This is a genomic window from Cyanobium usitatum str. Tous, from assembly GCF_963920485.1.
Taxonomy (GTDB): domain Bacteria; phylum Cyanobacteriota; class Cyanobacteriia; order PCC-6307; family Cyanobiaceae; genus Cyanobium_A; species Cyanobium_A usitatum_A.
Window position 1 is genome coordinate 586,468 of record NZ_OY986431.1, and the last position, 13,069, is coordinate 599,536.

Consider the following 13,069-nt stretch of genomic DNA (forward strand, 5'->3'; position numbering starts at 1 on the left):
CATCCTGACCCAAAACAGGCCCGTAGTGCTTTTTCGGTAAGTTGGGGCTCTTGCGATGGGTCATCTGGGCATCAATTGGCCAGAGATGGAGCGGCGATTACGCCAGTTCCTGCCACCCCGCGCCGTCGTTTCGGCGCGCCAGGAGCTGCTGGCCTACGACTGCGATGGCCTCACCCTGAGCCGGCACCAACCGCCCCTGGTGGTGCTGCCTGAGACGACGGCCCAGGTGGCTGCCGCGGTAAAGCTCTGCCACCAGCAGGGGGTGCCGTTTGTGGCCCGGGGTAGCGGCACCGGCCTCTCAGGCGGCGCCGTAGCCGAGATCGAGTCCCTGGTGATAGCCACCAGCCGCATGCGCCAGGTGCTGGCCATAGATCTGGAAAACCAGCGCATCACGGTGCAGCCCGGTGTGATCAACAGCTGGGTGACGCGGGCGGTGGCCGGCGATGGCTTCTATTACGCCCCAGACCCTTCCAGCCAGGTGGCCTGCAGCATCGGCGGCAACGTGGCCGAAAATTCCGGTGGCGTGCACTGCCTCAAGTACGGCGTCACCAGCAACCACGTGCTGGGCCTGGAGGTGGTGCTGCCAGATGGCAGCGTTACCACCTTGGGCAGCGAGCTCGACGAAACCCCCGAACTCGATCTGCGGGGCACCTTCATCGGCAGTGAGGGCACTTTGGGTATCGCTACGGCGATCACCCTGAGGCTGCTGCGGGCGCCCCAGAGCGTGGCCGTGCTGCTAGCCGACTTCACCAGCATGGAAGCGGCCGGCGAGGCGGTGCGTCAGGTGACTGCCGCCGGGATGCTGCCTGCTGGCATGGAAATGATGGATCGCCTCACGATCGAGGCGGTGAATGACTACTTCGGCGCTGATGAATATCCCTGCGATGCGGCGGCGCTGCTGTTGATCGAGCTGGACGGGCAGGAGCGGGAGGTGGTCGCGGCGGTGCAGCTCGCCACCCAGCTCTGCTCCCAGGCGGGGGCCCGCACCGTGCGCCAGGCCACCGATGCGCAGGAGCGGGCGCTGCTTTGGAAGGGTCGTAAGTCGGCGATCTCCGCTCTGGGCAGGCGCTTCCCCAGCTACTACCTCCAGGACGGCGTCGTGCCCCGCAGTGCCCTGCCGCGGGTGCTGGCGGCCATTGAGCAGCTCAGCGCCAGCTACGGCTTGCCGGTGGCCAATGTTTTTCATGCCGGCGACGGCAACCTGCACCCCCTGATCCTTTATTCGGCCAAAGAGCCTGGCATCGAGGAGCGGGTGAAGGCCCTGGGCGCCGACATTTTGCGGCTGTGTGTGGATGAGGGGGGCAGCATCAGCGGTGAGCACGGGGTGGGTAGCGATAAGCGCTGCTACCTCGACTGGATGTATAGCCCCGATGACCTGGCCACGATGCAGCTGGTGCGCCGGGCCTTCGATCCGTTGAATATTGCTAATCCCGGCAAGATCTTCCCCACCCCAACTAGTTGCGGCGAATCGGCCCGCAGGGTGGCGGTGCTGCAGGCCCAGGGCCAGGCGCTGCCCGACGAAGCGGTGGTGTTTTAACCGGGCTTAGTTCCAGTCGTCGGTTTCAGGCGGCCACACCAGATTCACCACCACCGGGGCGTGGTCGCTGGGCTGCTCATGGCCGCGGGTGGCCTTGTGGATCACGCAGCTGGTGGCGCAGGCGAGCAGTTGTTCGCAGAGGTAGATGTGGTCGATACGCCAGCCCCGGTCCCGGTCCCAGGCGCCGGTGCGGTAGTCCCACCAGCTCCAGTGCCCGGCCTCAGGCTCGAACACCCGAAACACGTCTGTGAGCCGCTCGCCCAGCAGCTGCTGTAGGGCTGAGCGCTCCGCCTCGCTAGCCATGATGCCGCCGCTGAGTCGCTCCGGATCGTGGATGTCGCGGGGCTCGGGGCCGATGTTGAAGTCGCCCACCATGCAGAGGGGGTCTCCCTGGCTCTCTTGCTCCTCTAGGTAGCGCCGCAGGCAGGCCAACCACTTAAGCTTGTAGGCGTACTTTTCGCTCTTGAGCGAGCTGCCGTTGGGCACGTAGAGATTCAGCACCCGGATGCCGTCGATCAGGGCGCTGATCACCCGTTTCTGCTCACTCAGGCCAGGCGATTCCGGGTCGTGGGGCAGCAGGGCCCCAAAGCCGATCTGCACGTCCTCGAGGGGTAGCAGGCTGAGGATGGCGACGCCGTTGTAGGCCTTCTGGCCGCTGATGGCCACCGCATAGCCCAGGGCCTCAAAGGCTTCACGCGGAAAAAGCTCATCGGTCACCTTGGTTTCCTGCAGGCACAGCACCTCCGGGCGTTCCTGTTGCAGCCAGGCCAGCACCTGCTCGAGGCGGGTGCGCACCGAGTTGACGTTCCAGGTGGCGATCTTCATAGGTAGGGGGTCAGCAGGGAGGCGGCCGAAACCCACCCTGGGGAACGCACCTAGGATGGGACTTCGAGAGCATCGGAGTGCATAACCCATGGCTGCTGATAGTTCGCCGCTTCCTCGCCCACGCCCTATGAAGGCCCTGGGCTACTTCGGCGCAACGCTTGCTTTGGCCGCAGGGGTTGCATCTGTAGCTGGAGTTGGAGCGGCCCGGGCCCAGGAGAGGGGCTACGGCCAAACGATCAGCAGCCCGCAGCAGGAGCGGGAGCTCGATTACGGCACCGGCACCAATCGAGGTGGATCGGTGCTCGATTCCGCCAATCCGATCGACTTGATGAACAAGCTGCGCAAGGCCACCGCCATGGACGACGCCACTCCCCCTGGCGATGCGGTGGACGCGGCCCTCAGGGATTTCCACTCTCCGCCTGCGGCGCCGGCGTCGGCTTCCCCGGCGGTAATGGTGAAGGGGCCCTGAGCGGCGCCAACCCCCAGGCGGCGGCCACCTGATCCAGGCGCGGGTCGCTTGGGCCAGGTTTACGGGCGCGGGCTAGAGCCAGCGACTCCTGGGCTCCTTTGATGTCACCGCGCTCCTGCTGCAGCATCGCCCGCGCCAGCAGGGGGCGTTGGTCGGTGGGGAATTCTGCGGCCAATTTGAGCAGCCGCGACTCGGCCTGGCCCGGCTGACCTCGCTTTTGCAGCAGGTTGGCAAGCAGCAGGCCGATTGGCAGGGCCTCCGGCTTCAGCTGGGGTTTGCTAGCCCTTTGCAGCGCCGCCTCCAGCTGGCTCTGGGCCAGGGCTCCACGCCCCATTTCCAGTTGCAGCAGGGCCATCAGCTGCAGGCCCTCGATCTGGTCGGGCCGCAGGTTGAGCAGTTGGCGCACCTCCCGCTCAGCGCCGCTGCGGTCCTGCTGGTCGCGGCGCAGCTCGGCTAGCAGCAGCCGCAGCGACCACTGTTGGGGTTGCTGGTCGGCCAGGCGTTCCAGCAGCGCTGTGGCCTCCGCTTTGCGGTCCAGAGCTACCAGTAGCTCCAGCAGCCGCTGCTGTTCGGCCTGGCTGGCCTCGCCCTGGTTGAGCCGCTGCTGCAGGGAGGAGGCCTGACGCTCCAGGGCCGTGCGGGAGGGATCGGATCCAGCCGAACCGCCCTGCAGCTGTCCCAGCCACCAGCCAGCACCGATGCACAGCGCTCCAGCCCCCGCAATGGCGAGCCCAGTCCAGATCCCGGAACGGTTGGGAGCGGCGGGCATTGGCAGGCGGCCTGCGGTGGGTTGCCAGTCTGCCCTTTGTCCCCCGGCCTGGGGGCACTTAAAGTTCAGCCCATGCGCCAACACCCGATTTCTCCGGTAACCGAACCCACGCAATACCGGGCCATTGGCGTGGTGCGAGGCGTTTATGTACCCACCGATGCCGAGCAGCTCACCCGGGGGGTGATCCGCACGGCTGATGGCACCGAGCTGGAGGCCGTGGTGCTGGGCCGGCTGCTCACCTTGATGCGCCGCCACCTCAGCCTCGAAGAGCCCCATCTCTGGGTGGTTTACCCCCGCTCGCGGGAGGAGGAGGGCTTGCACCTGCAGATGGTGGGTGTGTGGGAGCCCAGCACCCTGGCCGCGGGCGAGGAAGCTGAATCCCCTGCTGCCGATAGCCCTGCTGCCGATAGCCCAGTAGACGCCCTGCCCGAGGGCGACGACTACTTCTCGGTGCGCGGTGAATTGATTTACACCCGCCCTGAAACCGGCGATCTGGTGGTGAAGGTGCGGGTGATGCCCCGCCCGGATGGCAGCCGGCCCGTGCCCTTCAAGCTGCAGCTCAAGGGTGATGTGCCCCTCGAGCATTTGCGCCACTTCGTGGCGCTCAACCTGCGCCGCCAGGCCCAGCAGCTGCAGCTGGAGAGCTTTGAAGTGATCGGTCCGGTGGCCCAGCGGGGAAACCGTGGCGGCAAAGGGCGCCGCGATGGTGCCGCAAGCAAGGGCGGTAAGGGCGGCCCGCGCCGGCCATGACCCAACCCCTGGCGGCTGGCCTGGCCGTGGGCTTGATCAGCCTGGCGGCGATTCTTGGCCCCGCCCTTGGCCTATCGCCCTGGATTGTGACCCTGATAGCGGGCCTGGGCTTGGGCGGCCTCACCCTGGACGCGGCCCGCTTCGGTGGCCGCGGCGGCCATGTGCTGGCCGAAGCCCTGCCCGGTGGCCGCGCCCGCCTGCGGCGGATTGCGATTCATGAGGCGGGTCACCTGTTGGTGGCCCGTAAAGAGGAGATGGCGGTGCGCCAGGTGCTGGTGGGTTCCCTGGCCTGCCTGCGGGCCGGCCTCAACACCAGCGGCAGCACCGAACTCGAGCCACCGGCCCATGCCAAGTTGCCGGCCGAGGAGCTGCGGCGCTGGAGCAGGGTGCTGCAGGCGGGCATGGTGGCCGAGCAGCTGATCTACGGCCAGAGCGTCGGCGGCAACGACGACCGGGCCCTGCTGGGGCGGCTCTGGGGCCTGTCTGGCCAAGACGTTGACACCGCCCAACGGGAACAGCGCCGGGCCCGCCGCGAGGTGGAGGCCCAGTTGCGCGCCAGCGAGCAGCAATTGCAGAGCGAGGCCGATGCCCTGCTGGCCCTGGCGCCAAGGCTGGGACGCCCCCTGGCTGGGGAGGCCTGAGGCGGTGCTGGCGCTGCTGGATGCGCCCACGGGCTTAGCCGGCAACATGCTTTTGGCAGCCCTGCTGGATCTGGGGCTACCGCAGGCGGAGATCGATGGCCCCCTGGCCGCCCTCGGCCTAGGCGGGACCTACCGCTTGGAGCTGCAAGAGCGCCGCAGCGGCGGCCTGCGCGGTCTGCATTTGGAGGTGCTGAGCCTGGAGCGCCAGCCAGCCCATCGGCTCTGGGGCGATCTGCGGAGCCAGTTACAGACGGCCCCCTGGCCCGAGCCCTTGCGGCAGCGGGTGCTGGAGGTCTTTGGCCTGCTGGCGGCGGCGGAGGCGGCGGTGCACGGCCACAGCCCCGAGCAGGTGCACTTCCACGAGGTGGGCGCCCTCGATGCCCTGGTGGATGTGGTGGGGGTGTGCGCCGGGCTGCTGCACTTCGGGGTGGAGCAGCTGGTGTGCAGCCCGCCGCCGGCGGGTCATGGCCTGGTGGCCACGGCCCACGGCACCCTGCCCCTGCCGGCGCCTGCCGTATTGGAGCTGGCCCGCTTGCGGGCGATTCCCCTGGCTTCAGCCGAAGGCTTCCCCCCGGGCGAACTCACCACCCCCACGGGTCTGGCCTTAGCGGCCTGCTGGGCGACGCGCTTTGGTCATCCCCCCACCCACGTGCCTAAGCGGGTGGGCGTGGGGCTGGGCTCGCGCAGCCTGGATCGCCCCAACCTGCTGCGGCTCACCCTGGCCGATGGCGGCGGCTCCGATCCTGCCCAGCTCGAAACGGTGCATCTAGAAACCGTGCTGGTGCAGCAGGCCCAGATCGATGACGCCACGGCGGAGGATCTGGCTTTCCTGGCTGAGGAACTGCGCCAGGCCGGGGCCCTGGAGGTGTTCAGCCAGGCGATCGCCATGAAGAAAGGGCGCACCGCCCAGCTGCTTTCGGCCCTTGTCGCCCCCGAGCAGGCCGAGAGCTTGCGCCGGGTGTGGTGGCGGCACAGCAGCACCTTGGGGTTGCGCGAACACCCCCAGACCCGCTGGGTGCTGCCGCGCCGCAGCCTGGAGCTGGCCACGCCCCTGGGGCCGGTGCGGCTCAAGCAGGCCCAGCTGCCCGATGGCCGTTGGCGCAGCAAGCCAGAACACGACGACCTGGCAGCTCTTGCGCGCCAGCACACACTGGGGATCGATCAGGTGCGCTTGGTTGTGCAGCAGGCCCTCGAGGCCCTGCCCGACGCCAACTTGCCCAACCAGCCCTAATCATGCCGCCTTTTGCCCAAGCCCTGCTTCAGCGCTGCCGCCGCGGGCTGCTTCGTTTGGCCGCCTGGTGGGAGGGCTTGCCGCCCCTGCCCGGCGGCCTGAAGCTGTGGATCAGCCTGCTGAGTTTTGGTTTTCTGCTGGCGGCCCTAGTGGGCCACGGGCGCCAGCTGCTGCAGCTCAGCCTCGATCGTCAGGGCTGGCTGTGGCTGCTGCTGGGGGTGGGGGTGAGTTTGCTGAGCCTGGTGGCCAACGGTCTTGCCTTCGGCGTGGTGCTGCGCTGGCTCGGGCTGCGCCCCCGCTGGGGCGAACTGGTGCGGGCCTACCTCGACACCAATCTGCGCAAATTCCTGCCCGGGGGCATCTGGCACCTCAGCAGTCGCGTGCAGCTGTTGCGCAGCCCTGAGGCCCCCTTGGCGGCCCCGGCCCCGGGCGCTCTGGCCCTGGTGGCGGTGCTGCTGGACCCCTTGGTAGCGGCGGTGGCGGCCCTGGCCCTGGTGTCTGCGGGCGGCTGGCAACAGGGCCTGGCCTTGTTGGGGTTGGTGCCCTTGGTCTTGCTCTGGCCCCGCTGGCTCAACCCCCTGCTAAGTCGCCTGGAGCGCCGCAAGCTCTCGGCGCCAGGCATGGACATCGAGGCGGCCGCCACTGCGCCGATTCGCTCCTATCCCTGGCCGCCGCTGCTGGTGCAGTTTGGATTTGTGCTGCTGCGCTTTGGCGGCTTTGCCTGCTGCGTTCAGGCCTTCGATCTTTCTTTCAGCCTCAGCTGGGCTAGCTGGCTGGCGGGCTTCGCCCTGGCCTGGACGGCTGGCCTGGTGGTGCCCGGCGCCCCCGGCGGCCTGGGGGTGTTCGAGGCGGTGCTGCTGCTGCGGATGGGCGTCGCCATTCCGGAGGCGCCGCTGCTGGCGATTGCGATCAGCTACCGCCTGGTGGTGACGCTGGCCGATCTGCTGGCGGCGCTCATGGCCCGGCTGGATCGGGCTCGCTCTTAGCCCGCTATTTCTGGTTATAAAATATAAAGTTGTTCGGTCAATGTAATTTAATATTATAATTTTAAGGCATTAATCTTGGGAATTGCAGCGTCACCATGTCTTCTTCCCCTATCAGGCTGCGGCCATGAGAAGAGATCTATCCCCCGCCCAACGTCTAATGCCCTCGTCTGCTGGCTTAGCGGCCGGCTCGGTGGCTTGTCTGCTCGCCTTCCAAATGATCGGCTCCCGGGTGGATTCCAAGGGCGTTCTGCGCGAACCGTTTGGCCTGCTGCCCATCAGCGCCCTACTCCTCCTCGGGAGCGGAATTGCGCTCACAGGCGCCTGGGCAGCACGGGGACGAAAGCCCTGAAGCGGGCTTCGTGCCTCTGGGTCTGCTTGCGTGTTTCGCCCTGGGACCAGAGCGGATTGGCTATTACGGCCAGCGCCAGGCAGCGCGATCCAGCGCCGATTGACCCGGCAGCAGTGTGGCACCCTGATCGCGCTCCAGTTGCAGTACGCGGCAGCCCGACGGTTTCTGCAGGGTGGTGATCAGCGCCTCGGCGTGGGCGATCACCCACACCTGGGTTCGCTGCGCAACCGCATCGATCAACCGCGCCAGGGCCGGCAGGAGATCGGGATGCAGGCTGTTTTCCGGCTCGTTGAGCACCAGCAGCGGCGGTAGCCGCGGGCTGAACAGCGCTGCCGCCAGCAGCAGGTAGCGCAGGGTGCCATCAGAGAGTTCCGCTGCATCAAGCGGGCGCAGCAGGCCTGGTTGGTGCAGCTGCAGGCGAAAGCTTGGCTGGCTGGTGTCCACCGCCAGGCGACACCCCGGGAAGGCATCGCCGATGGCGGCCTGCAGCCCCTCACCATCTCCGATCTCGACAATCGTTTGCACCGCTGCCGCCAGATCGCCGCCATCGGCGGCCAGCGACGGCGTGCGTGTGGAGATGCGCGCGAGCCGGGCCGGCGCCAGGCGATCGGTGCGAAAGCTGTCGTAAAAGCGCCAGCTCAGGATCGTGCGCCGCAGCTGAAACACCTCCGGCGCCTCGAGCGGATCGGAGACAGCCGTGAACAGGCTTTCGTGCGGTGCCACCTCCAGGGCTAGGGGGCTGTGGCGGTCACCGCAGCGTTCCACTACGGCGCCGCTGCGCTGCACCAACAGGCTGCGCGGGTGAAAGGCCCCGCCAGCCCAGATCCATTCCCGTTTGATCTCTGGATCGAGCAGGAAGGCGCTGGTCTGATCGTCCGCGCGGTAGCCCAGTTCGATTGCGTATGACAACGTCTCCCCCGCGAAGCCGAGCCGCAGCCTGCTTCCCTGGCTGCCCCGCTCCGGGCCAGCCCAAAGCACCGCAGGCAATCCCCCTTCTGCGGCCAGGGTGGCTACCAGATCGCCGCGGGCGGCGGCGGCCACCAACCCCAGGGCTCGGTAGAGGTTGCTCTTGCCACAGCCGTTGGCGCCGCTCACAACTGTGAGCGGGCCGAGGGGCAGCATTAGCTGCTGCAAGGAGCGGTAACCCGCAACACCCAAATGACTCAGGGTTTCTCCGTGGACGGATCGGGCCACGCGGCAGGGCATCGAGGGTGGCATCAGCATGGGGCGATGGCCCATCGACGTCTATCCCTGCGCTGGCTGGTGTTGCAGCTGGGTCTTGGCCTGGCCTGGATCGGGCTGCTGGCCAGTCGTGCATCGGGCCCGGTGGGTACCGGGCTCACGCCAGCTCAGGTGGGGCAGATGCTCCTGCTGGCGGGCTGGCTGCCAAGCGTGGCCCTGGCGGTGTGGCAGATGGGGCACCGCAGTTGGCGCGCCCTGATCGCCAGCGATGTGCTGGGCGCTGGCCTGTTGGTGCTGCTGGCCTGCACCGCCTACCTGCCGCTGTTTTTCTTCAACGTTGTGTGGTTCTTGCCCCTGGCCCTGCTGCCGCGTGGCGTGATCAGCGAGTTGTTGGTTAGGGGGCTGAGGGCTGTATTTCAGTTTTGCCAGATCGCCATCAAAGGATGAGCGCAAGCACTGCTGCTCTCCTGGCGGGCCAGGTCTCCCCGAACGGCCTTGTTACGGGCGTAGCTGCTCCAGCAGAAGCTGGGTGAACGCCAGCGCAAAGCGGTGCCTCAAGAGGCTGTAGCCCGTTCCGGGGTGGTTCATGGGAGGTCGTGGATTCACGAGCCGGTGGGCAGCTGGCTGATGCGCGGGCACCAGTCACGCGCCACGGCTAGGGCCACGGGGTCGTTGAGCACGGGCTGCCAGCCGCGCTGGTAGTTGCCGGGCAGGCGCACGTCGCCGATGCGATCAAACGTTTGGTCGCGGCAGTCGAGTTGGTAGTTGAAGTAATGGCGCAGCGACCCGGCGGGGGTGCCACCGGTGAGGCTTGGGCCGACGTAGCCCTCGCGCCAGCAGCGGTTCCCATCGCAGCGGATCGTGCCGGGGTTGCCGGCATTGAGCTGGGCCGGCACCGCTGGCCACTCGATCACGCTGTGGACGGTGAAGCCGAGGTAGCGCCCCCAGCTGCCACGCAGATTGAGCTGTCGCAGGGTTGCGGTGTCGTAGCTGTAGGGGCTCGGAACCGGCACCACCACCACATCGGCCAACGCGGCTGCCGGCCAGCCGAAGGCGGCCAGCAGCAGGGCTAGTGGTCTGATCCGGCGTTTACTTGAAGAGTGCATTAAGCAGATTGCCGATGGCGCTGCCAACGGCGGCATTGCGGTTGGAAGACTCCTGAGTGGCGACGAGTTTGTAGTCGCCGAAGCGGAAAATACCGGTGTTGCCGTGGTCGATAAAGGTCACCGGCCAAATGCCGCCAGAGCCATCACGAATTTCGTACTGACTACCGTTCTGTCGAAATACATATTGACTGCCGTTCTGTAGTTGCACTTCGTAGCGGTTTTGGTCGCCCTTGCGCACCTGCTTGAGTGTGCAAGTGCCGTCGAAAATGCGCTGGCCGCTGCGGCTCAGGCTGCAGAGCCCAGCGCTACTGACCTTTTGCGGCTGTAAGGCCTGCCCATTGGCACTGTTGCTGCCGAAGAGTTGCTGGGTCAGCCCGGGTGCCACCTTTGTTGCGCTCCAGCCATCATTCCAACAAGTTCGCCTGGGCACGCTGCAGGCCTGGCCTGTGCTCAGTCGGAAATCGCGACTGTTGGTTTGGTTGAGGTTGGCAGTGAGGTTGTTAGCAGCTCCTTGGCCGTACACATCAGCCGTGATGCCAATTGAGGGGCCGTAGCTGTCGTAGCAAGTGCTGCCAACTGAATCACACACCACGCCCTGGCGTGGGTAGCTGAGACCAGCGGGTTGGGCCAGGGCTGCGCTGCTCATAACAAGCGGCAGTGCTGCGCTCAGCATGAGAGTGGATTTTTTTAAGTTGAGAGGCAGGTAGATTTAAATTCAGGTTACAACGAATACAACTTGTGCTCTGTCTCGGGGTGGGTCTTTCGCTGAGACTGCCGGCTGGTTCGCCAGAATTATTCAACTCCTGGAATCTATGATGACTTCTTCAAGCAAAGCAAGGCGCCTGCTGGTTGCGGCAGCAGCCTGCCTCACCGCGGTGGTGGTCATGCCGCTCCAGGCTCGGGCGGAGCCACCGCAGGCTCTGGCGATTCTGCTTAAGCAGCTCCAGGCCAAGCCCATGGGCCTGTACGACGGCGTTCGCTTTTTCCGCGTGGCCCAGCCTGGCGGCGGCTCGCTCACGCTCACTGTGAGCTGTGAACGTGAGCAATGGCGCGTGCAGAACAGCGACAGTGCCCAAGGTCGCCCCAGCTTTTACGACGCGCCGTTCCTCTCCGCCAAGGGTGTTGCCCGCACCTGGGTGTGCATGGCCCCAGCTCGGGTGCTCGAGTGAGAGGTCTGAGTCGTTAATCCCTGAGATTGAGCTGGGTTTCCCTGGCTCAGTTGACGGACGAGAGCCCACTGGAGGAGTTGTCTGCCGAGCGCTGTTGGATATAACGATCCATCAGCTGGTCATGGCTTCAGCTTGAGCCAGGGGCAACGCTTCACGCTCCATCCTCGCCACGATCTGAGTGAGTAAGGCAAGTTCGGCGGCCCACTGAGCACCGGTTCGGGTGATCAGCAGCACGCTTAGTTCAACAGCCAGAGGGGTGATCCGCCTGACCCCACGGATCAGCGGTGGTTCCAGCAGAAGATCTTTCCATTCCGGCTTGGCGGCAAACAGCACACACTCTTCTGCAAGCACGCTCAGCACGCGCTCAAGCTGAGGACTCCTCGGTGGGAGGGGAACCATGAGCTCCACACCAGAGCGAATCCGGGTGTGATTGACCACCTGTTCACAGCGGCTGTTGGGGATCACCACCACACGCTGATCCACGGCACGCAGCGCGGTGGTGAGGATGCCAACGTCTTCTACGGTTCCCTCGAGGGCATCCACCTGTACCCAGTCACCAACGGCGTAGTGGTCTTCAATGAGCACAACGACTCCTGCTGCAAAATCCCGCAGCAGTCCCTGAAACACCAGGGCTAGGGCACCGAGGACTGCACCTCCAGCCAGCCACGACGCCACCGGCGTGGTGGCGAGTCCGGGGATTCCGCTGATCACCAGCGCCAGCAGCACCACCACACCTCCCATGCTGAGCAGGCGCTGTCCGGCCTGCAGCAAGTTGAGATAACGCTGCTGACGCCGCGCTTGCAGTTCAGCTGGCACATTGGGGCTGCTGCGCCATTGCCGTAACAACAGACGGAGCAGCAGGCGCAACGCCAGCACCACAGCGGCTACAGCGGCTGCTTTGGTGAGGATGTCGAGCGGTTGCAGCAGCAGCCCAAGCGCCAGCGGGATGCGGCCTGGAATTGCCGCCACGGCAAACCCCACCATGGCTAGCCCTTGTAGTAGCACCAGCACAAAGCTGATCCGGCTCGCCGCAAGCAGCCAAGCCGTGAACTGCTGAGCACGTGGGTCGCGTTGCGGTTGTGGCGTCCGCCGTTCGCTCAACTGGCGGCGTAAGCGGTTCCACAGCTGCAGGGTGAGCGCCGTGGTGAGGAGCAGCAACAGCTCAACAGCCACAGTTACGCGGATCCGCAGACCAAGCTGATCGGGCTGCATCGTGCGCCTGGCATGGCGAAGCCGCCGTTGCAGCAGCGATTGCCACTGATTGGCCAGCTGCTTGGGCGTGAGGCCATGCAGTTGGCCATCCGCCGCGGTCACCGTGAGCAGCGGCAACGGAACGGCGCGCCCAGGCAGGCGGGCTTGCAGCAAAACACTGCCCGCAGGACCGGTGACGCGCTCCACCACCAACTGGTCTGCGGAACCGTGCACGGCCCAGGGATCACCGCTGCAGAGCTGCTGCTCTCGTGGGCCGCCCAGCACCAGGCGTTCCAGGATGGTTTCCGAGAGCTGTTCAGCCTGCGTGCAAAGGCTCTGGTTGGCATAGAGCAAGTTCAGGTTGCCCTCAATCACCTCGGCGCGGCGCTGGGCACTCACCACCGATCCGCTGCTCGGCAGTTCGGGGGAAGCCACCACTAGGGCAGGAACGCCGAGGATGCGCACCGGCGCCACTTCAAAGCTGCCCGTGTGTTGCGAACTCACTTCGCCAATGCAGTTCGGCGCTGTTGACACCTCGTTGGCCAACAATGGTGTGCTGAAGAGCACTGTGGTTAGGAGGGCTGCTACTGCCAGTAGAGAGCGAATCGATCTGCGAATCCGGTTCATCTCAGTGAAGCTTGGTGAGCTTTGGGGTGGTGTCGATCACACGTGGACTTGCTTCTTTGATCGAGAGACAGATTAATGGCTGGGGATATTCGGCGTAGATCGGGTGATTGGCGAGGTTTAGTATTATCACGAAGGGCAGCGGCATGAGGGAGTCGACAAGGAGCAGGGGGAAGGGAGGAGGGCAGAGCGGATGTCACACAATGGGCATGTGAGATCCTCTGCCCAAGTCCTAAGAAA

At 65.9% G+C, this 13,069-nt stretch carries 15 protein-coding genes; 9 read left to right on the forward strand and 6 right to left on the reverse strand.

The window, feature by feature from the left end:
- Positions 1-55: 55 nt before the first annotated feature.
- On the forward strand, positions 56-1,537 hold the full coding sequence (locus U9970_RS03160) for an FAD-linked oxidase C-terminal domain-containing protein (protein WP_322765264.1): 1,482 nt from the start codon (positions 56-58) through the stop codon (positions 1,535-1,537).
- 6 nt (positions 1,538-1,543) lie between these two features.
- Here U9970_RS03160 and xth read toward each other — a convergent pair whose 3' ends face one another.
- On the reverse strand, positions 1,544-2,362 hold the full coding sequence (gene xth, locus U9970_RS03165; RefSeq protein ID WP_322765265.1) for an exodeoxyribonuclease III: 819 nt from the start codon (positions 2,360-2,362) through the stop codon (positions 1,544-1,546).
- Positions 2,363-2,450: 88 nt separating this feature from the next.
- On the opposite strand from xth, the gene U9970_RS03170 reads away from it, so the two are divergent.
- Positions 2,451-2,831: a hypothetical protein gene (locus U9970_RS03170; protein WP_322765266.1), complete on the forward strand. Its 381-nt coding sequence runs from the start codon at positions 2,451-2,453 to the stop codon at positions 2,829-2,831.
- On the opposite strand, the gene U9970_RS03175 is transcribed toward U9970_RS03170, so the two are convergent.
- Positions 2,761-3,600, reverse strand: a complete 840-nt coding sequence (locus U9970_RS03175) for a tetratricopeptide repeat protein (protein ID WP_322765267.1) — start codon at positions 3,598-3,600, stop codon at positions 2,761-2,763. The two genes, U9970_RS03170 and U9970_RS03175, sit on opposite strands and share 71 nt — an antisense overlap.
- 72 nt (positions 3,601-3,672) lie before the next feature.
- On the opposite strand from U9970_RS03175, the gene U9970_RS03180 reads away from it, so the two are divergent.
- The 5 genes from U9970_RS03180 (at position 3,673) to U9970_RS14250 (ending at position 7,557) form a co-directional block, all read left to right on the forward strand.
- Positions 3,673-4,350, forward strand: a complete 678-nt coding sequence (locus U9970_RS03180) for a hypothetical protein (protein WP_322765268.1) — start codon at positions 3,673-3,675, stop codon at positions 4,348-4,350.
- A complete protein-coding gene (locus U9970_RS03185; protein WP_254936558.1) occupies positions 4,347-4,991 on the forward strand; it encodes a hypothetical protein in 645 nt (214 codons plus the stop codon). Before U9970_RS03180 ends, U9970_RS03185 begins: the two co-directional genes overlap by 4 nt.
- The gene (gene larC / locus U9970_RS03190) at positions 4,936-6,222 is read left to right on the forward strand and encodes a nickel pincer cofactor biosynthesis protein LarC (protein ID WP_322765269.1); all 1,287 of its coding nucleotides are present in this window, start codon (positions 4,936-4,938) and stop codon (positions 6,220-6,222) included. The genes U9970_RS03185 and larC overlap by 56 nt, the downstream gene beginning before the upstream one ends.
- A 2-nt stretch (positions 6,223-6,224) precedes the next feature.
- Positions 6,225-7,208 carry a UPF0104 family protein gene (locus U9970_RS03195; RefSeq protein ID WP_322765270.1) on the forward strand — a complete coding sequence of 328 codons (984 nt, stop codon included), beginning with the start codon at positions 6,225-6,227 and terminating at the stop codon, positions 7,206-7,208.
- Between the two features lie 157 nt (positions 7,209-7,365).
- On the forward strand, positions 7,366-7,557 hold the full coding sequence (locus tag U9970_RS14250; RefSeq protein WP_407653069.1) for a DUF3955 domain-containing protein: 192 nt from the start codon (positions 7,366-7,368) through the stop codon (positions 7,555-7,557).
- Between the two features lie 63 nt (positions 7,558-7,620).
- Here the strand turns inward: U9970_RS14250 and U9970_RS03200 are convergent, their stop codons facing one another.
- Complete coding sequence (locus tag U9970_RS03200; protein WP_322765271.1) at positions 7,621-8,751, reverse strand: AAA family ATPase; 1,131 nt, start codon at positions 8,749-8,751, stop codon at positions 7,621-7,623.
- Positions 8,752-8,787: 36 nt separating this feature from the next.
- Between U9970_RS03200 and U9970_RS03205 the strand changes: the two genes are divergently transcribed.
- Entirely contained in the window at positions 8,788-9,186 is a 399-nt protein-coding gene (locus U9970_RS03205) for a hypothetical protein (protein ID WP_322765272.1), read from the forward strand.
- A gap of 155 nt (positions 9,187-9,341) precedes the next feature.
- Here U9970_RS03205 and U9970_RS03210 read toward each other — a convergent pair whose 3' ends face one another.
- Complete coding sequence (locus U9970_RS03210; RefSeq protein WP_322765273.1) at positions 9,342-9,845, reverse strand: hypothetical protein; 504 nt, start codon at positions 9,843-9,845, stop codon at positions 9,342-9,344.
- Entirely contained in the window at positions 9,829-10,491 is a 663-nt protein-coding gene (locus tag U9970_RS03215) for a YcgJ family protein (RefSeq protein WP_322765274.1), read from the reverse strand. The genes U9970_RS03210 and U9970_RS03215 overlap by 17 nt, the downstream gene beginning before the upstream one ends.
- 169 nt (positions 10,492-10,660) lie before the next feature.
- Between U9970_RS03215 and U9970_RS03220 the strand changes: the two genes are divergently transcribed.
- Positions 10,661-11,014, forward strand: coding sequence for a hypothetical protein (locus tag U9970_RS03220; protein WP_322765275.1), 354 nt, complete (start codon positions 10,661-10,663; stop codon positions 11,012-11,014).
- A gap of 111 nt (positions 11,015-11,125) precedes the next feature.
- Here the strand turns inward: U9970_RS03220 and U9970_RS03225 are convergent, their stop codons facing one another.
- Positions 11,126-12,709, reverse strand: a complete 1,584-nt coding sequence (locus U9970_RS03225; protein WP_322765276.1) for a mechanosensitive ion channel family protein — start codon at positions 12,707-12,709, stop codon at positions 11,126-11,128.
- Positions 12,710-13,069: the final 360 nt, after the last annotated feature.

Bases quoted from the DNA above. Each gene is read 5' to 3' on its own strand.
- U9970_RS03195 (WP_322765270.1), top strand. From the start codon at position 6,225: ATGCCGCCTTTTGCCCAAGCCCTGCTTCAGCGCTGCCGCCGCGGGCTG.
- U9970_RS03185 (WP_254936558.1), top strand. From the start codon at position 4,347: ATGACCCAACCCCTGGCGGCTGGCCTGGCCGTGGGCTTGATCAGCCTG.
- U9970_RS03175 (WP_322765267.1), bottom strand. From the start codon at position 3,600: ATGCCCGCCGCTCCCAACCGTTCCGGGATCTGGACTGGGCTCGCCATT.
- xth (WP_322765265.1), bottom strand. From the start codon at position 2,362: ATGAAGATCGCCACCTGGAACGTCAACTCGGTGCGCACCCGCCTCGAG.
- larC (WP_322765269.1), top strand. From the start codon at position 4,936: ATGCCCTGCTGGCCCTGGCGCCAAGGCTGGGACGCCCCCTGGCTGGGG.
- U9970_RS03180 (WP_322765268.1), top strand. From the start codon at position 3,673: ATGCGCCAACACCCGATTTCTCCGGTAACCGAACCCACGCAATACCGG.
- U9970_RS03160 (WP_322765264.1), top strand. From the start codon at position 56: ATGGGTCATCTGGGCATCAATTGGCCAGAGATGGAGCGGCGATTACGC.
- U9970_RS14250 (WP_407653069.1), top strand. From the start codon at position 7,366: ATGCCCTCGTCTGCTGGCTTAGCGGCCGGCTCGGTGGCTTGTCTGCTC.
- U9970_RS03210 (WP_322765273.1), bottom strand. From the start codon at position 9,845: ATGCACTCTTCAAGTAAACGCCGGATCAGACCACTAGCCCTGCTGCTG.
- U9970_RS03170 (WP_322765266.1), top strand. From the start codon at position 2,451: ATGGCTGCTGATAGTTCGCCGCTTCCTCGCCCACGCCCTATGAAGGCC.
- U9970_RS03205 (WP_322765272.1), top strand. From the start codon at position 8,788: ATGGCCCATCGACGTCTATCCCTGCGCTGGCTGGTGTTGCAGCTGGGT.
- U9970_RS03215 (WP_322765274.1), bottom strand. From the start codon at position 10,491: ATGAGCAGCGCAGCCCTGGCCCAACCCGCTGGTCTCAGCTACCCACGC.
- U9970_RS03220 (WP_322765275.1), top strand. From the start codon at position 10,661: ATGACTTCTTCAAGCAAAGCAAGGCGCCTGCTGGTTGCGGCAGCAGCC.